The sequence below is a fragment of the Marinobacterium aestuarii genome (assembly GCF_001651805.1).
Lineage (GTDB): Bacteria > Pseudomonadota > Gammaproteobacteria > Pseudomonadales > Balneatricaceae > Marinobacterium_A > Marinobacterium_A aestuarii.
This window is the reverse complement of sequence record NZ_CP015839.1, coordinates 2,955,587-2,979,595: the sequence shown is the minus strand read 5'-3', so window position 1 is coordinate 2,979,595 and position 24,009 is coordinate 2,955,587. Positions and strand designations below refer to the sequence as shown.

Below are 24,009 nucleotides of genomic sequence, written 5' to 3'. Positions count from 1 at the left end.
GGCCCCTTGGCGTTGCGGCGCGCGGTTGCCGTTACAGCTGTTCGATGGCGCTGATGGTCTGGTTCAGCGACTCTTCTTTCATGGTGGGCATGCTCATGCCTTCGGCGGCGAAGGTTTTGACCGCGTTGATACCCAAAAAGCCCAGGAAGGTGGTCACGAAGGGGGCAACGAAATCACGCGGCGTGCCGGCGTGGATGCCACCGGTGGCGGTCACTATATAGGCCTGTTTGCCCTGTACCAGGCCCACGGGGCCGGTTTCGGTGTACTTGAAGGTGACACCGGCGCGGGCGATATGGTCAAAATAGGCCTTCAGGGTCGAGGGCACGCCAAAGTTGTACATGGGGGCGGCGATGATCACGACATCGGTGTCCATGAGTTCTGCCACCAGGGCATCGGACAGGGCGATGATCTCAGTCTGCTCGGGGCTGCGCTGGTCGGCCGGGGTGAAAAAGGCCCCCAGCGTCTGGTCGGTGATGTGGGGCAGTTGATCCTGCGCCAGGTCGCGGCTGGTGACAGTAATGTCTGCGTCACGCCCCAGACGCGCCAGCAGCTTGGCGGTAAGCAGGCGAGTGTTGGAGGTTTCGTTCAGGGCGCTGGATTGAACTACGAGTACTTTGGTCATGTTTCTGTCTCCGCAACAGTAGGTTGATGGAGCCATTATCTATGTCTGCCCGGGATTAAATAGCGGAATAACTTCAGTACAGCGTTCAGTTTGTCTGAACGATTGATCGAAGCGTCGGCAGCCTGTTGTGAGCGTCAGGTATCAGTGCCCGGGCATCAGATTGCAGTTGCGCAGTGTGGCCTGCCAGCTGCGGCTATGGTGGTCGCGGGCCTGGATGTAGCTTTGCCACAGACTGTCCGGGTTGGTGTCGGCAAAGATGCGCCACTGGTAGTCGCGCATTGCCGGCGTGGCGGGCAGGGTGCTGAGCAGTTGCTGGTGCAGTGCTTTCCAGCGCTGGCCGCTGCGATCAACCCGTGCCATATAGGGCTGCACTTCGCCGGCGTAATATTTGCTGAATACATTCAGCAGTATGCGGGCTTTGGGAGTAGGTCTTTGCTGTGGGCAGATGCTGGCCCGCTGCTCTCGGCGATCCAGCGCCTGAGCCGTGAGCTCCAGGGTTTGGCTGAGTAACCAGACGGATTTGAGCCACTGGCTGCCAAAGCGGTTGGCCTCAAGGGTCTGGTAGTGCAGCTCAAGCTGGTCCAGCCCGGTGGGTAGCTGCCAGTTGGGGGTGGCGATCAGTGTTTGCAGGTCTGCCAGCGTCTGCAAGCTCAGCAGTGCAGCCTCGCTGCCATCGCTTTGGTTGTCATCCAGGCGCAGCGGCAGCGGGGGGGGCGCCAATGGAAAAGTTGCTTTCCATCTCGCGGGAGGCGTAGATCGCATTCCAGAGTACGGCGGGCAGTTCCTGCGCCTTCAGGCGGTAGATGCTGTCGAGCTGCTGTATGAGTTTGGCATCGGTATCCGTGCGAGCATTGAGGCGTTGTGCCAGCTGCGCACGGCAGTCCCGCACCTGGCTCAGCAGGCGCATTTCGTACACCAGTTGTTTGGAGGGCAGCATCACCTTGCCCAGCGAACTGTTGCGCTGGGCGATCAGCCCCAGCAGGTTGCAGTGGCGCAGTGGCAGTACTTCGATCAGCCCCTGGCGCAGGTCTGTCAGGGGTAAAAGTCGCTGGCGGCGTGGCGGCAGCGGTGCAATGGCGGGGGCTGCGTCGAGACGGCTGTCGATGGACTCTTGCAGCACCCGGGCGACCCGGTCACTGTAGTTGTCGAGCATGGCTTCGGGGCTGGATTGCCCGCAGGCGCTCAGCAGTACACCCAGGCACAGCAGCAGGGCGCAGTGTCGCAGTGCCCCGTGCATCGCGCCTAAGCCTGCGCCTGGCGGGTGATATGACGCCGGGTCATCCAGGCAAGGCGTGTGCCGAGCAGCAGGGCGCCGAGGCTCAGCCCCAGAACCAGGCCGTACCAGAAGCCCTTGGCGCCCATGGCCGGGCCTGCGAGGTCGGTGAGGCCCAGAATAAAGCCTGCCGGCATGCCGACCAGCCAGTAGGCTACGAACACCAGTAACAGCGGCATGCTTGTATCCTTGAAGCCGCGCAGTGCGCCGGCGGCGGCCACCTGGATACTGTCGGAAAACTGAAAAAATGCAGCGATTCCTAGCAGCTGGACCGCCAGTGCGATAACGACCGGGTTGGGCGTGTAGAGTCTGGCAATACTGTGGGCGAAGAGCAGCATGGCGCTGCAGGACACGAGCGCGCAACCGAGCGCCAGCGCCACGCCGGTAAAGGCGCTGCGTCGTGCGCCCTGGTAGTCAGCCGCCCCCGCGAGGTGGCCGGTGCGGATGGTGATGGCCAGGGCAATGCTCAGGGGCAGCATAAAGGTGAGGCCGGTAAAGCTCATGGTGATCTGGTGCGCCGCCACGGTAACGTCGCCCAGTGGGGCGAGCAGCAGGGCGATCAGGGAGAACATGCTGACCTCGATCAGCAGCGACAGGCCGATGGGAAGGCCCAGCTGCATGAATTGCCGGGTTGCCGCAAGGCTGGGGCGTTGCCACCGGCTCAGGGGGGCTGTTTCGCTAAAGGCCTGGCTGCGCCACAGGTAGAGGGCGCCCGCCAGTAACATGGCAAACATGACGATACTGGTGGCCCAGCCGCAACCAACGCCGCCCATGGCGGGCAGGCCGAGCTTGCCGTAAATAAAGATGTAATTGAGCGGTATATTGAGCAGCAGCCCCAGCACGCCTATCTTCATGACCACGCGGGTCAGACCAAAGCCTTCGCAGTAGCTGCGTATGAGCTGGTACAGCAAAATCGCCGGCAGGCCCCAGGAGATGGCCCGCAGGTAGTCCTGGGTCAGTGCCGCCAGCTCGGGTGCGACGTTCAGCTGCTCCAGCAGCCAGGCGCAGTTGCGCACGCTGACAAAGGCCACAAGGCCTGCGCAGAGCGCGATCCAGAATCCCTGCTGAAATATGGCTCCCGCAGCGCGCGTGCGGTTGGCCCCCAGGTGCTGCGCCACCATCGGTGTGGTGGCCATGAGCACGCCGGACAAGGCCAGAAACACCGGTAGCCAGATACCATTGCCCAGCGCCACGGCGGCCAGATCCCGGGGGCTGACACGGCCGGCCATCAGGGTGTCGACAAAGCCCATGGCGGTTTGCGACAGCTGCGCCACCATGATGGGGCCGCCGAGTTTGAGCAGGACGCGGGCCTCGTGCAGGCAGATGCGGGGGGCGCGGGTGCGCTGAGCGTTGTCGTTCGCAAGATTCAAGGCATCGACTCAGTGGCTGGGATTGATGAACGGGCGAACCGGGGCGTTTTTCGCAGACACTGCAGGCATTCGGGCCAGGCGCTGCGCCTATGACGCCAGTCGATGTTGTGCATTCCATTGCTCCGGGCTTGAGGCTTGAGGAGGCACAGGATAGAGCGGTGGCTGCAGAGGGGCAAGACGTGGGCCACAAACAAAAACGGCGGCGGGCCCGAAGGTCCGCCGCCGTTGTTTCAAGGTTGTAAGGCTTAGTCGATGCGGGCGCTGACGTAGCGCCCTGGCGCCGGCTCAATGGCCTTGAAGGTCGCGTTGCCAAAGTCGGCCGGTGCGTCCTGTTTTTTGCCGGCGCGGCGTTTCAGCCACTCGCCCCAGTGTGTCCACCAGGAGCCTTCCTGCTGGGTCGCGGTATCGAACCAGTGGTCGGCGCTCTTGCCCTGTTCGCCGCCGGTCCAGTAGTGACGACGGTTCTTGGACGCAGGGTTGATCACGCCGGCTACGTGGCCACTGGCGCCCAGCACGAATTCAACATTGCCCTTGAAGTTGGCAGCGCCCTTGAAGGTGCCTTTCCACGGGGCTATATGGTCTTCGATGGTGGACAGGAAGTAGCAGGGGATCTTGATCTTGCGCAGGTCCACCGGTTCGCCGCAGATGGTCAGTGCGTTAGGCTCGACCAGCTTGTTTTCCAGGTACATCTTGTTGATGTAGAAGGTGTACATGTTGGCGGGCAGGTTGGTGGAGTCGCTGTTCCAGTAGAGGATGTCGAACGGCGGCGGCGTCTGGCCCTTGAGGTAGTTGTTGACGACATAAGACCAGATCAGGTCGTTGGAGCGCAGCATGTTGAACGAAGTTGCAAGCTCGCGGCCATTGAGAACGCCGGCGTTGTTGACCTTGTCTTCCAGGCGCTTGACCTGCTGTTCGTCGATGAAGACGCACAGATCACCCGGATCGCTGAAGTCGGTCAGGGTGGTGAGGAAGGTCGCGGACGCTACGCGGTTGTCCTTGCGCGCCGCCATCACGGCCAGTGCCGATGCCAGCAGAGTGCCGCCGACACACCAGGCCAGGGCATTGATCTTGTCATCGCCGCCGATGTCGTGAGCCACGTCTATGGCCTTGATGACACCCTTGCCGACGTAGTCATCCCAGCTGATGTCGCCCTGCTCGATGGAGGGGTTCAGCCAGGACACCAGGAAGACGGTCTGGCCCTGCTCAACGCAGTAACGCACAAAGGAGTTGTGCTCCTGCAGGTCGAGGATATAGAACTTGTTAATGCACGGCGGCACGATCAGCAGCGGACGTTCCGTAACCTGCTCGGTCAGCGGCTTGTACTGCAGCAGCTGGAACATGTCGTTCTCGAACACCACGGCGCCTTCGCTCAGGGCAAGGTTTTCGCCCAGCACGAATGCGGATTCGTCTGTCATGGAGATGCGACCCTTGTCGATGTCGCCGAGCAGGTTCTTCAGGCCGTCGATCAGGCTCTGTCCCTTGGTCTCCAGCGCCTGCTGCAGCACTTCGGGGTTGGTGGCGGCAAAGTTGGTTGGCGACAGGGCGTCGATATACTGCTGGGTGTAAAACTCCAGCTTGCGCTGTTCGGAATCCGACAGGTTGGCGTTGGAGGCCATTTCATTCAGCATCTTGGAGGTCAGCAGGTATGACTGCTTGATGTAGCTGAATACCGGGTTGGCGGACCATTCTTCAGCCTGAAAGCGGCGATCCCCGCGGGACGGCTCCACGTTGGCTGCAGCGCTGCCGGTAAACAGGCTCTGCCACAGGTTCAGCTGGGCGGTCTGGTAGTCGGTGATGGCGCGAATCCAGACGGTCGGATCTTCAAAAGAGCGAGTGGTGAGTTCAGTCCAGGATTGAGTGAACTGGGTAAAGATATCATCACCGCCAGTGGCGGTGAACATTTCCAGGACTTTCTTCGTTTCCGTGTTCAGGTAGTCAACAAACTCCTGCGGATTTGAAAGTGGGTTGCTGTTTTTATCCATGAATACCGTTTTCTCCGGCTGGATCGACATCCGCAATGCTCGCCTTGCTGGGTGTGCCCGACAGCTTGGCAGGGGCCGATGTTGTGCATTTGCTAAACAAATGAGAATCGCAAGCATAGCCTTGAGACAAAGGCCCTGACAACCCCTAGGGTGGGATGAGGGTCGAATTTTGGAAGAATTATATTGCAGGTGCGCAATGGAAATGAGCGAGCATGGGTCGAGTATTCTGTGGGCGAATTGTAACTGTTACACCGCCATTACAGTGAAATGATCTGGGCTGCATGTGCGAGGCGTTTTTGCCGCCCGGCGATGGGCTCGCTAGAATGCGGGGCGCCGTTGCTGTTGACGGCGGGGAACTGGATTGCAAGGAATCACAATGCGGCATTTTCTATTGATGAGTACCAGCGGTTGTCACCTGTGCGATGAGGCGATTGAACTCATTGTGACCTCACTGGATCCCGCGCAGCATAGCGTTGATGAAGTGGATATTGCCGAGGAAGACGCTCTGGTGGAGCGCTATGGTGTGCGCATTCCGGTGTTGCTGGACGAGGCCAGTGGCGCGGAGCTTGGCTGGCCGTTTGATCGTGCCGGTTTGCTGGCCTTTATCGAGGGGCTGAAGTAGCGCGTTTGGGAGAAGAGGGCCAGAGATAGAGGGCCTGGAAAAAGCCTACAGATTGCTTATTGGTGGTCGTTAGCGGCCGCCCAGGTTGAAAAAGGTCTGGCTGTTGGCATGCAGTCGTGCCCGCAGGGTCTCGATCGGCTCGCCGGTGGCGAGCGCCACGCGCTCGGCAATGTGGGGCAGATGGCAAGGTTCGTTGCGCCCGGACTTCGGCTTGGGGCGTATGTCCCGCGGCAGCAAATAGGGTGCGTCTGTTTCCAGCAGCAGGCGGTCCGCCGGGATATCCCGGATAAGCGGCAGCAGATGGCTGCCACGGCGTTCATCGCAGATCCAGCCGGTCAGGCCTATGTACAGGTCCAGTTCAAGGTAGCCCTGCAGCTCCGCCTCGCTGCCGGTAAAGCAGTGGGCGACCGCGCGGCTGATTGAGTCGCGGTGGCGTTTGAGTATGGCGAGCTGCTGCGGATGAGCGTCGCGCTCGTGCAGAAACAGCGGCAGGCCGGTTTCAATGGCCAGCTCGACTTGCTGCTCGAAGGCGGCCATCTGTTCGTCCTGGCTGGAAAAGTTGCGATTGAAATCCAGCCCCGTTTCGCCGATGGCGACACAGGCGTGGTGGCGTGCGAGCAGGCGCAGTTGTTGGTGGGCAGCATGGCTGTAGTCTCTGGCATGGTGTGGATGCACGCCGGCGGTGAAGTACAGCTGCCCTGGTCGGCTCTGGCACAGGGCGCGGGCGGCATCAGTGCCCGTGACGCTGGTGCCTGTCACGATCAGGGTGCTGACGCCCGCCTCAGTGGCGCGTGCCAGCACGGCGTCCAGATCCTCGGCAAAGCTTCTGTCAGTGAGGTTGACGCCAATGTCGGTCATGGGTGTAAGCACAGTATTATTCCTGCTGTGGGCGGGGTTCTGAACGCTGGGCGTTATTGGTACTGCGGTGTGGGCCGTTTCCGGTCTGGTGTGCCACCGGCTCCGATCAGGATGCCGGTGGTCTTGTCACAACAGATGGGGCCTGCGTCAGAGCTTTTTGGCGCTGCCGGACTGGTACAGTGCCAGCAGGGCGGACTCGGCCGGGCTCAGCATGCGCGTGGGTTGTTGGTCGCGGACATCATAGATAACGCCGAATGCCAGTACGTTCTGCACGTAGTTGCGGGTTTCATCAAACGGAATGGTCTCGATCCAGATATCCAGCGGCAGGTTGCCGCGTTCTTCCAGCCAGCGCGATACCCGGTGCGGGCCTGCGTTGTAGGCGGCCGTCGCAAATACCCGGTTGCCATTGAAGCGCTCCAGCATCTGCGAGAGATAGGCGGTGCCCAGCGAAATGTTGGTTGCGGGGGTATTCAGGTCGGCACTGTTGCGATAAGGCACGGTGTAGCGCTTGGCCACCTGGGCGGCGGTATTGGGCATCAGCTGCATCAGGCCACGGGCGCCGGCGCTGGACTGCACCGATGCCTGGAAAGCACTTTCCTGGCGGGCAATGGACAGTGCCCAGGTGCGGTTGATGCCACGCTCAGCCGCATATTGCTTGAACAGCGCCTTGTAGGGATGCGGGAAGCGGATGGACAGGTCGTTCCAGCGATTCGAACTGATGGCCCCCCGAATGGACTGGTCATGCCAGCCCCAGCGGCTGGCGACATGGGCGGCGGCGTGGCGGTCGGCGTCACTGAGCCGGGTTTGAGCATGGTTCCACTCCGAGCGCGCCTGGTAGGTCTCATCAAGGTAAAGCAGTTCGCGCATGCGCTTGAAGGCAGGGCTCTGTTCCAGGCGGTCGAGCTGCGCGCTGTCAAAGCCCGCGGGTTCGTCCTCAAGGTTGTAGGGGCGGTCATGCATTTCGGCGGCGAGAAAACTGTAGAAATTGCGCGAGCCGATCAGCCGAGACAGGCTGTCCGGGCTGTTGTTGCCCTTGCCGGTACGGTCGATCGCCACGCTGTTCCAGTACAGCCAGCGCTCGTTCGCTTGCAGTTCCGCCGGCAGGCGCTTGATCAGCTGCTGTACCCTGTTCCAGTCAAGCCGGGTGAGGGCGTTGCGAATGCGCCATTCGGTAACCTCCTGGTGCTGGAAGTCGGGATCCAGGCGCCCCATCAGTGTCTCGTAGTCGGGCAGGAAGTTTTTGCCCATGCGCACGCCGAAGTAACTATCCAGGGTCGCTCGACGTTGCGGGTCCACCTTGAGGCGGTCACGGTCGCGCAGCCAGAGCGCGAAGGATTGTTCCAGATCCTTGCGCGCGAGTTGGCGGATGCCGTAAGCGGCGATGCGGCCGTGCAGGGGGTTGGCAGAATTTAGCAGGCTGCGGTCTTTCAGAATTGCAGGATCTGCGCTGACCTTCAGGAACAGATCGCTGACCGACTTGTGCTCAGGCTGGGTGAGGTAACGCTGTACGTATTTGGCCAGTGATGTATTGCCAGCTTCAATCGCCTTGGATAAACGGCTCAGGGCTATATCGGAATTGAGGTTGCCGGCCTTGATCCAGCTATCGAACAGGGGGTCGCAGCTATTGGGCTGGGAGCTGCCCACATCCCAGAGCTCGGCGGCGCTGGCATAGGCTGTCGCCGTGTCGCCGGTGTTGAGTCGGGCTATGAGTTCCAGGCACTGGTATTTGGTGCCGCTGATTGGGTTTTGCGCCATGGCGCGCAGAAGGCCGTGCCAGGCCTGCTGGCGCGCCAGCTGGTTGATCCAGCTGCGCTGCAGGCGCGACGCCAGCGGCGTATCGGCGTGGCTGGCGGCAAACTGATCGACCTGGCTTTGGCTGGCGCTGGCCAGGCGCCGTTCCATTTGGTCGTATTCAATGTAGGGGTAAAGCGGATAGTTCCTGAGGCTGGGTGAGATGCTGTTAAAGGTGTTCCAGTCTCCTGTTGCGATCGCCTGTTTTGCCTGCAGATAACTAGCCCGCTCGCGGGCGTAGGTGTCGGCCGTGGTACTGGCCGCCAGTAACGGCAGTGAAAAAGTGCAGCCCAGCGTTAGCGCCGCGCATATTCTGGAGAGTGGTTTCATAGTCCGTTTACAGCCCTGTTTAGCCGAATTTTACTCCAGTCTACTGGAGTCATCTGTAGAAAATACAGGGGTTGAACAGTTTTCATATTTACGGTGGATTTCCTGTAGAATGTGCGTCCCCTCAAATGAGCCGAATAGATACATTATGCCGCTGATACGACTTGACAATATTTCCATCGCCTTTGGTACCAGGGCATTGCTGGACCAAGTCTGTTTTCAGATTGACCCTGGTGAGCGCGTGGCGCTGGTGGGGCTCAATGGCGCAGGTAAATCGACCTTGCTGAAGCTTATCGGCGGTCAGTTGCAGGCCGATGGTGGCGAATTCTGGGTTGATCCGAGCTGTCGTGTTGCCGAGCTGCCCCAGGCACTGCCGGCGGCGGATGAACGCGGTGTACGGGACGTGGTGATGAGCGGTCTGGGTGAGGTTGTGGAAATGCGCCAGCGTTACGAAGAGCTGGTCATGGAGCATGACGAGCGCACCATGGCCAAGCTTGATGTGCTGCAGCAGCAGATCGAAGCCGTGGATGGCTGGCACCTGGAGCAGAAGGTGCAGCGCGTTATGGAGCGCCTGGGTTTGCCGGAAGATCGCCTGATGTCAGAGTTGTCCGGTGGTTGGCGCCGGCGTGCGGCGCTCGGTGCCGCCCTGGTGCAGGAACCTGACCTGCTGTTGCTCGACGAGCCTACCAACCATCTGGATATCGAGACCATCGAGTGGATCGAACAGCAGATGAAAGACTTCCGCGGCGGCCTGCTGTTTATTTCCCATGACCGGTCGCTGGTTGAGTCTCTGGCAACGCGCATTGTCGAAATTGATCGCGGCAAGCTGGTGTCCTTCCCTGGTAGCTACAGCCAGTACAAGGTGCGCAAGGAGCAGATGCTGAACGAAGAGGCCCGTCACAATGCCGAGTTTGACAAGAAGCTGGCCCAGGAAGAAGTCTGGATTCGCCAGGGGGTCAAGGCACGTCGTACCCGTAACGAGGGTCGCGTCCGGGCGCTGGAAGCGCTGCGCAGCGAAAGGTCCGAGCGGCGCAATCGCCAGGGCTCGGCCAAGTTTGGTCTGGAAACCGCACAGCGCTCCGGCAAGCTGGTGGCGGAACTGAAGGACGTATCCCTGGGCTACGACGGTCGTACCCTGGTGGACAAGCTGTCGCTGACCATCAATCGCGGTGATCGCATTGGCCTGATAGGGCCCAACGGTATTGGCAAGAGCAGCCTGCTTAAGCTGGTGCTCGGTCAGCAGGCACCTGATAGCGGTGTAGTGAATCAGGGTACCAAGGTTGAAGTGGCCTATTTCGATCAGCTGCGTGGCCAGCTGGATATGGAAAAAACGGTTATCGACAACATTTCCCAGGGCCGTGAAAGCATCAGCATCAATGGCAAGGACCGTCATATCATCAGCTACCTGAGCGACTTTCTGTTCGCGCCTGAGCGTGCTCGCACGCCGGTCAAGGCGCTGTCCGGCGGTGAGTGTAACCGCGTGCTGCTGGCCAAATTGTTCAGCCAGCCAGCCAACGTGCTGGTGCTCGATGAGCCGACCAACGATCTGGATGTGGAGACTCTGGAGCTGCTGGAGGAAATTCTGCTGGAGTTCACCGGTACCGTGCTGCTGGTCAGCCATGACCGTGCCTTCCTCGACAACGTCGTGACCAGCACTCTGGTATTTGAAGGCCAGGGCAGGATCAACGAATACGTGGGTGGTTATCACGACTGGATTCGCCAAAGGCCACAGCCGGTCGTGGCCCAGACGTCCAAAGGTCGGGTTGAAAAGCCGGTGCTGGGCAAGGAAGGAGCGCCCAAGGCGGCGCGCAAACTGAGCTATAAAGTGCAGCGTGAGCTGGACGGGCTGCCGGCGCAGCTGGAAGCCGCCGAGGCCAAGCTGGCCGAACTCCAGGCCGCCATGTCGGACAGCCGTTTCTATGAGCAGGGTCAGGACAAGGTGCAGGCCGGGCTCGATGCCTTTGCGCAGCAGGAGAAAATGGTGGAAGTGCTGATGGAGCGCTGGGTCGAACTGGAAGCGATGCAGGACTAAGGTGCTGCAGCGGCTGTTGTGCAGGCGCTGCTTAATTCTTTGGTTTGAGTGAGCCCGGAGCGGTGCTGGCCGGCCCCGGGCAGAACCTTATTTGATCGGTTGCACGCGAATGGCGAGCACGTCGCAGTGGGCGCCATGCAGTACGCCATTGGCGGTTGAGCCGAGCAGCAGTGACAGGCCGTGGCGGCCATGGCTGCCCACGATCACCAGATCAATGGAATGCTCGTCGCAATGGCGGTGGATTTCAGATTCGGTATGGCCGCTGACAATGAACTTGTGGGTCACCGGGTGGCTGAGGCGGGCGGCAAAGCTGTCGAGCTTAACGCGGGCATGATCGTCGAGTTGCTCCTGAATGGTGGTCAGGTCCATCGGGACATCACCGCCGTAGGCAAAGCTCAGAGGCTCGATCACGTGAATGAGGCTCAGCTCTGCGTTGTTGCGCTCGGCGATCTCACAGGTTTTGTCGATTAGCTGATCTGATTCTTCAGACAGGTCAACCGCCAGCAAGATTCGTTTATAAGCACTCATGATCAAAGGTTTCCGTCTGGTTGCGTTAACTTGAGATTAGCATAGTGGCCCGGTAATCGGGCATTCAAACCTTCAGTAAGGCGTGCAACTTTATGTGGACCTGGGGAATAATTGTACTGATCATGCTGTCGCTCATAGGCTCCATGATGTGGGCCATGCCAACGCCGCGGGAAAAGGCGCAGGCTTTGGTGCGCAGCAAGGCCCGCACCCTGGGGTTGCAGGTGCAGATGGTCAGGTTGGCGGCGCCGCGAGCAACGGGCGAGGCCGAGGCCGAGGAGTATGAGCGTGCCGCGTACCGACATCTGCGTCATGGGCTCAGTGCGGCGCAGCGTGATCGTCTGCAGCCCTGGCAGCTGTTTCGTCTCGAGTCGCTGGCCAATGAAGGTTTGCCTGCAGGCTGGAGCTGGAAGCAGGGCGAGCGAATGCTGTCCCGAGAACAGCTGGATATGTTGGCAGAGGCGTTGTCGGGGCTGCCGGAGGATGTGGTTGCGCTGGAGTCGACGTCGCTCTACGTCACTGCATTCTGGGGTGAGCGTGGTGGTGTTGAGGGTGTCGAGAAGATTCAGGCCGTTCTGCGAAAAATCGCAGACCAGGGTTTTTGACAGGAGGTAAATGTGAGCAATCTGCAACAGCCGCAGCCGGGGCTCTATCGGCATTACAAGGGCAGTGAGTACGAAGTGGTGGGCTGTGCCCGTCATTCGGAAACCGAAGAGTGGCTGGTGGTGTATAGACCCTGTTACGGCGAGCGCGAACTCTGGGTGCGGCCGCTGTCAATGTTTATCGAAACTGTATCAGGTCCTGCCGGTGAGCCGGTCGCACGCTTTGCCCGTATCGACAAGGCGTGAAAGCGCTTATCTGATGCTGTGGGCTTAATGGTGCTTTTCAGACGTCGCTTGTGTGGCGGTCCTTAAAGGTTCAGTGATCCTTGAAATAGGCATCCAGATTGTCCGCCAAGACACCGTCTGAACGTTGCGGGCGCGGCTCCAGGCTGTCCAGCAGGGTCTGGATCTGGGTCAGACGCTCCTGCTTGAACTGCTGCGGTACCATGGCGCGGGTCAGTACCGCCTTGGCGTGCTTGAGGTGCGACAGGGCGGCGGGTTTGTCCTGCAGACCAAGGCTTTTCTGACCCTGAGTCAGGTGTGCCGTGGCGATAATCGATACATTCAGCCAGTGCAGCTCCTTGGCATAGCTTTTGGCAAGTGCCGGTGGCAGGCTTTTGTTCTGCGCCATCTCGGTTAACAGCTCGCGGGCGTAATTAATGAAGATGGATGCCCGCTTGATGGCGCGATCGCTGTTCAGCGCCGCGGCAGCTGCCGTGGCGCGATCCGCACTCTGTTTCTGGCTGTTGAGTGTGCTCAGTAGCGGATTGTCCGGCGTCAGGGTCGCCATTTCACTGATCAGCCCTGCAACATGGCTTTCAATCCGTTCAATGATCTCTGGCTTGCAGCTGCAGGCACGCAAAATTCCCAGGGCATTGATGCCGTGTTCCGCCTGTTGACCGAGCCACTTTACCCGCGCAGCTTGGCTGCGGGCATGCTGTTCGCGCTGGCTGATAATGTGGCTTCCAATCAGGGCCAGGAGTCCGACAACGGCGATCGTGATGAGTATGATGATGTTGTCGTGCAGCATGAGTGCCATGGGGGTTGGTTATTAACTCTCTGAATTATAAAGTGTAACAGAAGCATTTTTCATCTGATGCAGCGTTCTGACCCTATCGCGGCCTAAAAAGCAGCTTTTTCTTCGCTTTGCTTGACCCCCGCAATGTCAGCACTTATATATGCACGCTGATTCAGTTAGCCGATTCCGCGCCAAGGAACATTATTCTATGGGAAAGTCACTCGTTATCGTCGAGTCTCCGGCAAAGGCCAAGACGATAAACAAATACCTCGGCAGCCAGTATGTCGTTAAGTCGAGCGTAGGCCATATTCGCGATCTTCCGACCAGCGGAACCGCAACCAAAAGTGATCCGAAGGAACGGGCACGCCAGGCGGCGCTGACACGCAAGATGTCGCCCGAGGACAAGGCGGTGTACAAGGAGCGCAAGTCCAGGGAGCAGTTGATCGGACGCATGGGCGTCGATCCTGACAATGGCTGGGCGGCCCACTACGAGATTCTTCCCGGTAAGGAAAAGGTCGTTGAAGAACTGAAGCGTCTGGCGGAGAACGCCGACGAAATCTATCTCGCGACCGATTTGGACCGCGAGGGGGAAGCCATTGCCTGGCATCTGCGTGAGGCCATCGGCGGCGATGATTCCCGCTACCGCCGCGTGGTGTTCAACGAAATCACCAAGAAGGCCATTAAAGCGGCGTTCGAGAAGCCCTCCGAGCTTGACCTGGCGCGGGTCAATGCGCAGCAGGCGCGACGTTTCCTCGATCGTGTTGTGGGCTATATGCTGTCGCCGCTGCTATGGGAAAAGGTTGCGCGCGGTCTGTCCGCCGGGCGCGTGCAGTCGGTCGCGACCCGCCTGGTGGTGGAGCGTGAGCGGGAAATTCGTGCCTTTGTGCCCGAAGAGTACTGGGAGCTGCACGCCGATACCCTGACCGCAGACAAGGCTGCCGTGCGACTGCAGGTGACCCGTTACAAGGATCAGGCATTCCGGCCGGTCAGCGAGCAGGAAACCGGCACTTCACTGAAGCTGCTTGAAGGTGCGACCTATCAGGTCGTCAAGCGTGAAGACAAGCCGACCAGTACCAAGCCGGGTGCGCCCTACATTACCTCGACGCTGCAGCAGGCCGCCAGTACGCGCCTTGGCTACGGCGTCAAGAAGACCATGATGATGGCGCAACGGCTGTATGAGGCCGGCTACATCACCTATATGCGTACCGATTCCACCAACCTCAGCGTTGACGCGGTGGCGCAGTGTCGCGAATATATCGGCGATATGTTTGGCAGCAAATACCTGCCTGACGCGCCTGTGGTGTACAGCAGCAAGGAAGGCGCGCAGGAAGCACACGAGGCGATTCGACCGTCCGATGTCAGTATCGAGGCGACGGCGCTGACCAATATGGAGCGCGACGCCGAGCGGCTGTACGACCTGATCCGTCGGCAATTCCTGGCCTGTCAGATGAACCCAGCGGAATATCTCAGTACGCGGGTGCAGGTCAGTGCCGGCGACTTTGAGCTGCGTACGCGCGGTCGAATTCTCAAGTTTGATGGCTTTACCCGGGTGTTTCCGACCAAGGGCAAGAACGACGAAGATGTTATTCTGCCGGACCTCAAGGCCGGTCAGACGCTGGCACTCGAAGTGCTTGATCCCAAGCAGCACTTCACCAAGTCTGCGCCGCGTTACACCGAGGCGAGCCTGGTCAAGGAGCTTGAAAAGCGCGGTATTGGCCGTCCCTCCACCTATGCGGCGATCATCTCCACGATTCAGGACCGCGGTTATGTCGAGGTACAGAATCGGCGCTTTTATGCCCAGAAGATGGGCGATATCGTGACCGAGCGCCTGACGGAAAACTTTACCGATCTGATGGACTTCAGTTTTACCGCGCGCATGGAAGAGGCGCTGGATGATGTGGCCAGTGGTTCCAAGAACTGGAAGCAGGTGCTCGATGGCTTCTACGCAGGTTTCGTCCAGAAGCTGGCAGAGTCGCGCAGCGAAGAGGGCGGCATGCGCCCCAATACGCCGACGGAAACCGATATTCCCTGTCCGGTGTGCAGCCGAGTGATGATGATTCGAACTGCCAGTACCGGTGTCTTTTTGGGCTGTTCCGGCTATGCGCTGCCGCCCAAGGAGCGCTGCAAGGAGACCATCAACCTGGTGTCCGGCGACGAGGTGGTGAGTGAAGATGCCGACGATGAGGCTGAATCACGTTTGCTGCGCAAGAAGCACCGCTGTGTTAAATGCAGTGCCGCGATGGACTCTTACCTGATTGACCAGACCCGCAAACTGCATGTCTGTGGCAATAATCCGGATTGCGACGGTTTTGAAGTGGAGTTTGGCAGTTACCGCATCAAGGGCTATGAAGGTCCGACCATCGAGTGCGACAAGTGCAGCGCCCAGATGGAACTTAAAACGGGTCGTTTCGGCAAGTACTTCGGCTGTTCCAACAGCGAATGCAAGAATACCCGCAAGCTGCTGAAAAGCGGCGAGGCCGCGCCGCCGAAGATGGATCCGGTGCCGATGCCTGAGTTGCAGTGCGAAAAGGTTGACGATACCTATATTCTGCGTGACGGTGCCAGTGGCCTGTTCCTGGCGGCGAGTCAGTTTCCGAAAAATCGTGAAACCCGGCCGCCCAAGGTTGGGGAGTTACTGCCTCACAAGGATGCAATCGACCCCAAGTACAGCTTCCTGTTTGATGCGCCCGTTGCGGATGCTGATGGCAATCCCACGCTGATACGCTTCAGTCGCAAGACGAAGGAGCAGTATGTGATGACGGAGGTTGACGGCAAGGCGACCGGGTGGCGCGCCTACTTTGATGGCGGTCGCTGGGTGGTGGAAGAAAAGGCCAAAAAAGCCAAATAGCCGGTGGCGGAGTAGATTGCATGAGCGTATTTGTGACCCGCACCAGCCAGAAGCTGAACTTTGTTCAACTGCAGCTGGAGCAGCTGGCCCAGGCGCAGGTTTCCACCGGCTGGAGTCGTCAGGCTCAGGTTGAGTGTTGCCAGGAGTCGGTGCTGTTCCATCTGGCGTCGGCCTATGGTGCCTTTCTGTGTGAAATCGGTGATCACTACCGTCTGGAGGTGGCACAGCTGCAGAGTTTTGCCGACCTTGATGCGCTCTTTGAGCAGGCGGCGGTGCAGTCGCCCGAGCGTACCGAACTGGCCTCGCTGGAGCAGGATGCCGCCAGTTGGCTGCGGCGCTTGCGCGCGGCCTATGAAGCCTGCTGGCAGCCAGGCGCCAAGGCCCAGGCGCTCAATGCGGTTGAGAGTCAGTCCGAGATTCGATTGATGCCGCTCAGTGCCGATACGGTAACGCAAGTCACGCCTCAGCAGTGTCAGCTATGGCAGCGCGAGCTGGCCCAGCTTGTCGAGCGCTTGCGTGCCGGCATGCAGGAATGGTGAGGTTGCAGTAGCCGTTTTACCCTGAGTGTCGCTGGCGGTCACTCAGGTATAGAGCGGATCTATGCATGCTGATAAAGGTGCGGGTAGCAGGTTTCAAGGCGGCACCGGGCGCCGAAGCAGAAGGCGAAAGGATTAAATGAAAGACGCATTGCTTGAAATTGTCATGCTGGAGACGGGTGAAATTGTTGTTCGTCGTTCCAGTGAGCAGGATGAGCCGCTACTGACGCTAAGCTTTTCCGATGAGTTGTCCAGCAAGCTGGGTGACGAGCGTATCAATATCGCCAAGATTATGCTGTCCGCCGGTGTTCAGCTGGTGGCTGAGGCGGGTGCGCGCCAGCGTGAAGCCGAGGCCGATGTGCTCAGGCCGCCTGTTATTCACTAACGGCTTTTCCCTAACCTCTCTTCAAAAATTGCTATTTACGAACTGCAGTCCGGACCTTCATGGGTGTTCGCTCATGGGCTGGGCTGGGCTGGGCTACGGCTGTGGTTATCGACTGGATGCGCTGCAGCTCACGCGCCTCTTGCCCTGAGTGTCACTCAATATGAGGCTTGGGCAGGCAGGCAGGCAGGCAGGCAGGCCTGGCAGGCAGGCAGGCCTGGCAGGCAGGCAGGCAGGCAGGCCTGGCGGCTTCAGGCGTGCTCCCGACCCCGAATCAGAATACCCTGGCTGTCGCCACAGGCCGCTGCCTGTTCGAGTGCCTTGAGTTCAAACTCCGACAAGTAGCCCGGCCATGAAATTACCGCATGGCAGGTGCCGGCACTCAGGGCGCGGCGGGCGAGATCAAACACGCTGTGGCCGCTGTCGGGTTGCAGCAGAATGACCTTGCCAAGATCGATCCCGGCATCGGTCAACAGTGTTTTTGGCAGCAGTGCAGGCGGTGCGACCCAGGCAAACCAGCGATCATCCCGGCTCAGTTGTGCCAGTAGTGGCATCAGCAGGGGCATGCTGGAGAGGTTGCTGTCATGGGTAATGATTTCGGTCAGTTTACCGGCGCCTTTGCCGCTGAGGGCAGGGGTTTTGCTGGCGGCATTTAGGCTCTTGCCCTGACAAAGGGTGCGACGGTATTTGGGGGTCGGTGCCAGGTTCATAGTGGTTCTCCTCCGCGGCGGATAACGCCGACACCCAGGCCTTCAATGGATATGTCCTGCTCCCTGAGATCGACCTCGATGGGGGCAAAGTCTTCGTTCTCGGCTAATAGGTAAACGCGATTATTCTCGCGCTTGAAGCGTTTCACTGTAACTTCGTCGCCGATGCGCGCGACCACTATCTGGCCGTTGCGGGCTTCCTGGCACTGATGTACCGCCAGCAGGTCGCCGTCCATGATGCCGATATTACGCATGCTCTGGCCTTTTACTCGCAGCAGGTAGTGCGCCGGCGGATGGAAAAAATCCGCCGAAATGGTGCAGTGATCCTCTATATGCTGCTGGGCCAGTATGGGTGAGCCTGCCGCTACCTGGCCGACAATGGGCAGGCTTTCATTGGCGGCATCGAGCCCGAGGTCCGGCAGGCGTATGCCGCGGGAGGTGCCGGGAATGATTTCAATCGCGCCCTTGCGCGCCAGCGCCTTGAGGTGTTCTTCAGCGGCATTGGCTGATTTGAAGCCAAGATCACGCGCAATGTCGGCCCGCGTGGGCGGGTAGCCGGAGGTTTCGATATGCTTTTTGATGCACTCGAGCACATCCGTTTGTCGGCGAGTCAGCTTCATGGTTTTAACCTGTTGTTTTATACAGTAGGTGTAAGTATATACAGTAGCTTAATCCCGTAAAGCAAATTCTGTTGATATATCCAGTGTTTTGCTAGAATCGCGGCTCCTGTCTCAGCTGATCCGGATGCCGCGTTGCTAACCGAGGACCTCAAACAACAGATTCAGCAGGCCTATAGAGCGTTTCTGGACGCCAAGGGTCTCAAGTCGCGCTATGGGCAACGCCAGATGGTGGGTGCCGTTGCGCGTGTTATTGGTGGTGTCCAGGCCGATGCCTCGGGTGTGCGCCAGTCCGAGGGTCATGTCGTGCTGGTAGAAGCCGGCACCGGTACGGGCAAGACGCTGGCCTATCTGCTGGGCACCATCCCGATAGCTAAGGCCGCCAACAAGAAACTGGTGCTCTCGACGGCAACCGTGGCGCTGCAGGAACAGCTGCTGTACAAGGATCTGCCGGATATTGCGCTGCACGCCCAGTTGCCGGTCAAGGTGAGCTTGGCCAAGGGGCGCGGGCGCTATCTGTGTATCAGCAAGGCCGAGCGTATTCTCGACAGTCAGGGCGCGATGGGGCAGATGGCGCTGTACGAAGATGAACAGGTCCACAAGCTCGATGAGGCGGACCTGGGGCTTTATCGCGAACTGCTGAACGAGTTTGCCTCCGGCCGCTGGGACGGTGACCGCGATAACCTCAAGCGCGAACTGGAAGATCAGCTGTGGCATCCGCTCACCAGCGATCACTTGCAGTGCACCAACAGGCGCTGCCACAATTTCAGTGCCTGTCCGTTTTACCGTGCGCGGGAATCCCTGGATCAGGCTGAGGTGGTGATTGCCAATCATGATCTGGTGATGGCGGACCTGGCCCTGGGGGGCGGCGCCATTCTGCCGGATCCCGCCGACAGCATTTATGTGTTTGACGAAGGCCACCATCTGGCGGCCAAGGCGATCGGTCACTTCTCCTACAGCATGAGAGTCGCGGGTAGCATTCGCTGGCTTTCGGCGGCCACCCGCCAGCTGGAGAAAATGCGCGTCGACTGTGGCGAACATCAGGTGCTCAGCACCTATATAACACAGCTGGCCCAGCCTTTTACCGACCTGAATCAGTGTCTGGAGAGCTTTCAGCGCACCCTGCGCGCTTTGCTCACCGAATCCAGCGGTAGCCCCAAGTCGGATCGTTTCCGCTTCCCCAACGGCCAGTTACCCGAGGCGCTACGCATCGAGGCGGGAGATGTGGCCAAGGTTGCAGACAAGGCGGTGGTCAAGTTCGAGCAAATCGTGGATTTGCTTAAAGAAGCCATCGATGGCGGTATTCCTGAGATCGAAAAGGATGCAGCGGAGCGCTGGTATCCGCAAACTGGGTTATTGCTCTCGCGGATGCAATCGATCCACTCGCTGGCACGTTCTTATCGCAATCCGGATCCCGAGGGCAGCTCGCCAACGGCGCGCTGGATCAATGTGATTGAATCTCCCGACGGGGTGGATTTCGAGTGCCGCAGCAGCCCGGTGTCGGCGGCGGCAACGCTTAGCGAGCATCTGTGGCAGCACTGTTACGGCGCTGTTGTCACTTCGGCAACGCTGACGGCCCTGGGGCACTTTGACCGTGTGCTGGTGGATCTGGGCTTGCCCGCGGACAGCCCCTGCGAACGGCTGCAAAGCCCGTTCGACCATCAGCGCTGTGCCGAGCTCTGGGTGCCCCCCATGCAGGCGGATCCCTCGAACCCCGAGGCCCATACTGCAGAGGTTGCTGATTTTCTTGCCAAGCGGCTGCCCCAGGCCAGTGCTACCCTGGTTTTGTTCAGTTCATGGCGCCAGATGCGCACTGTGCTTGAACACTTGGGTGATTCCATTAAGAATACGATTCTGTCCCAGGGCCAGTTTTCGAAGAATGAAATACTGCAGCAGCATCGGGCGGCGATCGACAAGGGCACGCAGAGCATTATTTTTGGTCTGGCGTCCTTCGCCGAAGGTGTCGACCTGCCCGGTGACTACCTGACTGAAGTCATTATTACCAAGCTGCCATTCAGCGTGCCGGATGATCCGGTGGACGCAACCATGGCGGAGTGGATTGAGCGCCAGGGCGGCAATGCCTTTATTGACTGGAGCGTGCCCGTGGCCTCCATGCGCCTCACCCAGGCGGTAGGGCGCTTGCTCAGAACAGAACAGGATAGCGGCAACATTATTTTGCTGGATCGCCGGGTGGTCACGAAACGCTATGGCAGACAGCTGCTGGATGCGTTGCCACCTTTCAGGCGCAAACTGAACTAACAGGGTTTAAGGTTTCACATTGACTAACGACGATAAGAGCAACAAGCGCAGACGTCCATCCCGCGGATCCTCACGCAAGCGTGGCGGCTCGCGCCCGCGCAGCGCCCCCAAGGTGCAGAAGTGGTCACCGGCGGATTTTGTAGTGCCAGTAGAAGAAGGCAAGTCGCGTTTTCATGACTTCAATCTGCCGGATGCCATGCTGCGCGCCATCCAGGACCTGGGGTATCAGTACTGTACGCCGATTCAGGCGGCCACCCTCGAGTCTGCGCTTGCGGGCAAGGATATTATTGGCAAGGCCCAGACGGGTACCGGCAAGACGGCGGCCTTTCTGACCGGCATCATCACCGATCTGATCGACTTTCCGCTGGGTGAAGAGCGTCGCATGGGCGAGCCCCGCGTGCTGATCGTGGCGCCGACCCGTGAGCTGGCGCTGCAGATCGCATCCGATGCGGTGGATCTGGGCAAATATGCCGATATCAGTGCCGTTGCGCTGGTCGGTGGCATGGATTACGAAAAACAGCGCTCGGAGCTGCGCGAACGCCCGGTGGATATTCTGGTGGCGACGCCTGGGCGACTGATTGATTTCGTGCGTTCCAAGGAAGTGGATCTGTACAACGTCGAAGTGCTGGTGCTGGATGAAGCCGATCGCATGCTGAGCATGGGCTTTATTCCCGATGTGCGCACCATCATTCGCCAGACGCCGCGCAAGGGCGAAGACCGTCAGACCTTGCTTTACAGTGCCACCTTCTCCGACGATATCATGAGCCTGGCGCAGCAATGGACCGTGGATCCGGTGCGGGTTGAGATCGAACCGGATCGCAAGACCACCGACAATATCAGTCAGACCGTCTTCCTGGTGTCCAGCAGTCAGAAGTATCGTCTGCTGCGCAATTACATCCGTGTCAATGGCATCGAGAAGGTCATTGTATTTGGCAACCGCCGCCATGAAACCCGTGCTCTGGCCGAGCGGCTCGAGAAAGACGGTCTGCGCGCGGCGCTGATGTCCGGCGAGATTCCGCAGAACAAGCGCTTGCGTACGCTGGAAGATTTCCGCAGCGGCAAGATCCAGGTGTTGGTGGCGACTGATGTGGCCGGGCGCGGCATTCATATCGACGGCGTGACCCACGTTATCAACTACCAGTTGCCGGAAGACCCGGAAGATTACGTGCACCGTATTGGCCGTACCGGTCGTGCCGGCGCAACCGGTGCTTCGGTGTGTTTCGCCTGTGAAAATGACTCTTTCCTGATTCCGGAAATTGAAGTTGAAACCGGTGTGAAAATGAACTGCCTGCACCCCGATCCCGAGCTGTTGCTCGATATCATGCCGGTGGCCGCTCCTGTGGCAGAAGAAACAGAGGTGGCGGTTGCCACTGATGCCGATGATGCCCCGGTGCAAGCGTCGTCTGAAGGGGCGTCTGAAGACTTGTCTGCTGACGCTCAGCCCCACGCCCCCGTTGATGACCTGGCCGCAGTGCCGGTCGTGCAGGCCTCTGATGAGCCAGAGCAGGCTGCAGAAGCTGACCAAATTGAAGAAACTGCTGAAGCCGGGCAGGCGGCTGATGCTGACAAGGTGGCTGAGACCCAGGCGGCGCAAGATGCTCTGAAGGCTGCCAGGTTGCAGCAGGCCGACGCGGCTGTTGAAGCTGCTGAGGTCGCAGTCGATGCCGCCGACGAGTCCGGCTCCGCGCCCAAGGTCTGATCTGCAGGGTGCCGGCTGCCCGCTGGCACCCTGCACGGCATCACTGCATTGGCAGTGTGTCCAGCCACAGTCTAATTTCAGGGAGTTTTGATCGATGAAGGGTGCGATGCAGGTGACCGTGTTGGGTGGTGGCAGCTTTGGTACTGTGCTGGCCAACATCATGGCGGAAAAAGGCATCCAGGTACGGCTCTGGATGCGCGACGCACAGCAGGTCGAGAACGTCCGTCAGAATCGTGAAAACAGCAAGTATCTGCCGGGCTATCCGCTGGCGGCTGCGCTTGAAGCGCACGCCAGTCTCGAAGATGCGCTGAGTGGGGCTGAACTGGTGTTCGTGGCCATTCCCAGCGGTGGTTTTCGTGCCCTGGTGCATGAAGCCAGAGCCTATATGACGCCCGGTCAAATGGTCGTCAGCACCACCAAGGGTATCGAGGCGGGTACCTTCAGTCTGATGAGTGAGATCCTCGCCGACGAGCTGCCGGACGCCCGCATCGGTGTTCTGAGTGGGCCCAACCTTGCCAAGGAAGTGGCTGCGCGGCAGCTCACGGCGACGGTTATTGCCAGCGAAAGCGAGGCGCTGCGCGAGCTGGTGCAGAAAACGCTGCATACCGCCTATTTTCGGGTCTATGCCAGTACCGACATGTATGGTGTTGAACTTGGCGGTGCGCTGAAGAATATTTATGCCATTGCTGCGGGCATGAGCAATGCGCTGGGTATGGGAGAAAATACCCGCAGCATGCTGATGACCCGCAGCCTGGCGGAAATGAGCCGCTTTGCTGTCAGCATGGGGGCCAATCCGCTGACTTTTCTGGGGCTTGCGGGAGTGGGGGATCTTATCGTCACCTGCATGTCGCCGTTGTCGCGCAATTACCGGGTCGGCTTTGCTTTGGGTGAAGGCAAGGCACTGGAGCAGGCGGTCGCGGCGCTGGGTGAGGTCGCAGAAGGGGTCAACACCCTGCACCGCGTCAAGGAAAAGGCAGATCAGCTGGGGATTTACATGCCCCTGGTGGACGGTCTTTATGAGGTGGTGTTCAATCATGCCCCGGCCGCAGCGGTGGCCAAAATGCTGATGCTCAACGAGCAGAGCAGTGATGTCGAGTTTGTCCTGCCGCGCAGCTAAAAGGTGGGTATCCGGCAAGCGCGAGGGTGTTAAACGCCGGCGCCAGCGGTAGTGCCCTAGGCGTCAGACTTCACATGAAAGCAGAGGTGGGTCATGCAGCTTTTTATCATGCGCCACGGCGAGGCGGGCTGGGATGCCGCCTGCGACGCTGATCGCAGCTTGACGTCGGCCGGCACGGCGGCGGTGCGGGTGATGCTGACGAAGCATAAAGATCAGCTCAAAGGCGTCTCGGCCATTGTTTCAAGCCCGTATCTGCGGGCGCGCCAGACTGCAGCGCTGGCGGCAGAGATATTGTCCGTGCCGACACAGTTGCTGGATGCGGCCTTCGTGCCTGAGTCGTCTGTCGGTGATGCACTGGTACAGCTGGAACAGCTGCCCTGGCAGGGTCTGCTGCTGGTGGCGCATCAACCCCTGCTGGGCAACCTGATCGCGGCTCTGGTGGCGGGGGATGTCCGCTATGCAGAACCCATGGAGCCTGGCACCCTGGCAATACTCGAGCTCGACTGGCCGGCTGCAGGCCTTGCGCGTTTGGTCAAAAAATTGAGCGTCTGAGCTTTCGCTGGCAGGTGTTACCTTTTTGGTTTTTCCCGTTATTCCCGCTTTCTCAGATTTCCCGCTTGTTTTGCTCTGAGCACTGTCCCTGGTGCTCTGCCTCTGTGCATCTAGTGTACTGCTTCGCCCTAATGGGTGCTTATAGAGCCCGCCAATGCGTGTCCGGCAAGGCGCCGTTCGCCGGTAATAATGGGGCTCTTGCCAAGAGCGGCAACGCAGCAGGGCGCGAATGGGCGCGCTCCCTGCGGGCGAGCCGCCAGAAGGCCGTCC

At 59.6% G+C, this 24,009-nt stretch carries 22 protein-coding genes; 11 read left to right on the top strand and 11 right to left on the bottom strand.

Annotated features, from left to right (window positions below):
* Positions 1 to 31 precede the first annotated feature (31 nt).
* From A8C75_RS13050 to A8C75_RS13030, 5 genes are all read right to left on the bottom strand, one after another.
* Complete coding sequence (locus tag A8C75_RS13050) at positions 32 to 622, bottom strand: FMN-dependent NADH-azoreductase (protein WP_067383059.1); 591 nt, start codon at positions 620 to 622, stop codon at positions 32 to 34.
* Between the two features lie 141 nt (positions 623 to 763).
* Positions 764 to 1,342 (bottom strand): DUF3080 family protein, encoded by a 579-nt coding sequence (locus A8C75_RS24115; RefSeq protein ID WP_067383056.1) that lies wholly within the window; start codon positions 1,340 to 1,342, stop codon positions 764 to 766.
* The gene (locus A8C75_RS24110; protein ID WP_067383053.1) at positions 1,308 to 1,859 is read right to left on the bottom strand and encodes a DUF3080 family protein; all 552 of its coding nucleotides are present in this window, start codon (positions 1,857 to 1,859) and stop codon (positions 1,308 to 1,310) included. Before A8C75_RS24110 ends, A8C75_RS24115 begins: the two co-directional genes overlap by 35 nt.
* Before the next feature lie 5 nt (positions 1,860 to 1,864).
* Positions 1,865 to 3,265 (bottom strand): MATE family efflux transporter, encoded by a 1,401-nt coding sequence (locus A8C75_RS13035; protein WP_067383050.1) that lies wholly within the window; start codon positions 3,263 to 3,265, stop codon positions 1,865 to 1,867.
* 245 nt (positions 3,266 to 3,510) lie between these two features.
* Positions 3,511 to 5,247, bottom strand: coding sequence for a PHA/PHB synthase family protein (locus A8C75_RS13030; RefSeq protein ID WP_067387284.1), 1,737 nt, complete (start codon positions 5,245 to 5,247; stop codon positions 3,511 to 3,513).
* A 376-nt stretch (positions 5,248 to 5,623) separates the two neighbouring features.
* On the opposite strand from A8C75_RS13030, the gene A8C75_RS13025 reads away from it, so the two are divergent.
* The gene (locus A8C75_RS13025) at positions 5,624 to 5,869 is read left to right on the top strand and encodes a glutaredoxin family protein (RefSeq protein ID WP_067383046.1); all 246 of its coding nucleotides are present in this window, start codon (positions 5,624 to 5,626) and stop codon (positions 5,867 to 5,869) included.
* A gap of 69 nt (positions 5,870 to 5,938) precedes the next feature.
* Here A8C75_RS13025 and A8C75_RS13020 read toward each other — a convergent pair whose 3' ends face one another.
* Complete coding sequence (locus A8C75_RS13020; RefSeq protein ID WP_227819911.1) at positions 5,939 to 6,739, bottom strand: TatD family hydrolase; 801 nt, start codon at positions 6,737 to 6,739, stop codon at positions 5,939 to 5,941.
* A 135-nt stretch (positions 6,740 to 6,874) separates the two neighbouring features.
* Positions 6,875 to 8,848: a transglycosylase SLT domain-containing protein gene (locus A8C75_RS13015; RefSeq protein ID WP_084784054.1), complete on the bottom strand. Its 1,974-nt coding sequence runs from the start codon at positions 8,846 to 8,848 to the stop codon at positions 6,875 to 6,877.
* Positions 8,849 to 8,993: 145 nt separating this feature from the next.
* Between A8C75_RS13015 and A8C75_RS13010 the strand changes: the two genes are divergently transcribed.
* Complete coding sequence (locus A8C75_RS13010) at positions 8,994 to 10,877, top strand: ATP-binding cassette domain-containing protein (protein WP_067383040.1); 1,884 nt, start codon at positions 8,994 to 8,996, stop codon at positions 10,875 to 10,877.
* A gap of 87 nt (positions 10,878 to 10,964) precedes the next feature.
* On the opposite strand, the gene A8C75_RS13005 is transcribed toward A8C75_RS13010, so the two are convergent.
* Positions 10,965 to 11,405, bottom strand: coding sequence for a universal stress protein (locus tag A8C75_RS13005; RefSeq protein ID WP_067383037.1), 441 nt, complete (start codon positions 11,403 to 11,405; stop codon positions 10,965 to 10,967).
* A 92-nt stretch (positions 11,406 to 11,497) separates the two neighbouring features.
* On the opposite strand from A8C75_RS13005, the gene A8C75_RS13000 reads away from it, so the two are divergent.
* Positions 11,498 to 12,007 carry a hypothetical protein gene (locus A8C75_RS13000; RefSeq protein ID WP_067383034.1) on the top strand — a complete coding sequence of 170 codons (510 nt, stop codon included), beginning with the start codon at positions 11,498 to 11,500 and terminating at the stop codon, positions 12,005 to 12,007.
* Between the two features lie 12 nt (positions 12,008 to 12,019).
* Positions 12,020 to 12,250: a DUF1653 domain-containing protein gene (locus A8C75_RS12995; protein ID WP_067383031.1), complete on the top strand. Its 231-nt coding sequence runs from the start codon at positions 12,020 to 12,022 to the stop codon at positions 12,248 to 12,250.
* 70 nt (positions 12,251 to 12,320) lie between these two features.
* On the opposite strand, the gene A8C75_RS12990 is transcribed toward A8C75_RS12995, so the two are convergent.
* Positions 12,321 to 13,043: a DNA topoisomerase I gene (locus tag A8C75_RS12990; protein WP_157890292.1), complete on the bottom strand. Its 723-nt coding sequence runs from the start codon at positions 13,041 to 13,043 to the stop codon at positions 12,321 to 12,323.
* Positions 13,044 to 13,230: 187 nt separating this feature from the next.
* On the opposite strand from A8C75_RS12990, the gene topA reads away from it, so the two are divergent.
* The 3 genes from topA to A8C75_RS12975 all read left to right on the top strand — a co-directional run bounded on the left by topA (position 13,231) and on the right by A8C75_RS12975 (position 16,791).
* Positions 13,231 to 15,870, top strand: a complete 2,640-nt coding sequence (gene topA / locus A8C75_RS12985; RefSeq protein ID WP_067383025.1) for a type I DNA topoisomerase — start codon at positions 13,231 to 13,233, stop codon at positions 15,868 to 15,870.
* Between the two features lie 20 nt (positions 15,871 to 15,890).
* The gene (locus A8C75_RS12980) at positions 15,891 to 16,409 is read left to right on the top strand and encodes a DUF6586 family protein (RefSeq protein ID WP_067383022.1); all 519 of its coding nucleotides are present in this window, start codon (positions 15,891 to 15,893) and stop codon (positions 16,407 to 16,409) included.
* Positions 16,410 to 16,545: 136 nt separating this feature from the next.
* The gene (locus A8C75_RS12975) at positions 16,546 to 16,791 is read left to right on the top strand and encodes a hypothetical protein (protein WP_067383019.1); all 246 of its coding nucleotides are present in this window, start codon (positions 16,546 to 16,548) and stop codon (positions 16,789 to 16,791) included.
* 248 nt (positions 16,792 to 17,039) lie between these two features.
* On the opposite strand, the gene A8C75_RS12970 is transcribed toward A8C75_RS12975, so the two are convergent.
* Together A8C75_RS12970 and lexA are read right to left on the bottom strand one after the other, a co-directional pair.
* On the bottom strand, positions 17,040 to 17,498 hold the full coding sequence (locus A8C75_RS12970; protein WP_067383016.1) for a cell division inhibitor SulA: 459 nt from the start codon (positions 17,496 to 17,498) through the stop codon (positions 17,040 to 17,042).
* On the bottom strand, positions 17,495 to 18,115 hold the full coding sequence (lexA, locus tag A8C75_RS12965) for a transcriptional repressor LexA (protein WP_067383013.1): 621 nt from the start codon (positions 18,113 to 18,115) through the stop codon (positions 17,495 to 17,497). The genes A8C75_RS12970 and lexA overlap by 4 nt, the downstream gene beginning before the upstream one ends.
* Before the next feature lie 132 nt (positions 18,116 to 18,247).
* On the opposite strand from lexA, the gene dinG reads away from it, so the two are divergent.
* The 4 genes from dinG (at position 18,248) to sixA (ending at position 23,739) form a co-directional block, all read left to right on the top strand.
* Positions 18,248 to 20,371 (top strand): ATP-dependent DNA helicase DinG, encoded by a 2,124-nt coding sequence (dinG, locus tag A8C75_RS12960; RefSeq protein WP_067383010.1) that lies wholly within the window; start codon positions 18,248 to 18,250, stop codon positions 20,369 to 20,371.
* A gap of 19 nt (positions 20,372 to 20,390) precedes the next feature.
* Positions 20,391 to 22,070: an ATP-dependent RNA helicase RhlB gene (gene rhlB / locus A8C75_RS12955; RefSeq protein WP_084784053.1), complete on the top strand. Its 1,680-nt coding sequence runs from the start codon at positions 20,391 to 20,393 to the stop codon at positions 22,068 to 22,070.
* 94 nt (positions 22,071 to 22,164) lie between these two features.
* A complete protein-coding gene (locus A8C75_RS12950) occupies positions 22,165 to 23,187 on the top strand; it encodes an NAD(P)H-dependent glycerol-3-phosphate dehydrogenase (protein ID WP_067383007.1) in 1,023 nt (340 codons plus the stop codon).
* 93 nt (positions 23,188 to 23,280) lie between these two features.
* The gene (sixA, locus tag A8C75_RS12945) at positions 23,281 to 23,739 is read left to right on the top strand and encodes a phosphohistidine phosphatase SixA (RefSeq protein WP_067383004.1); all 459 of its coding nucleotides are present in this window, start codon (positions 23,281 to 23,283) and stop codon (positions 23,737 to 23,739) included.
* Positions 23,740 to 24,009 lie beyond the last annotated feature (270 nt).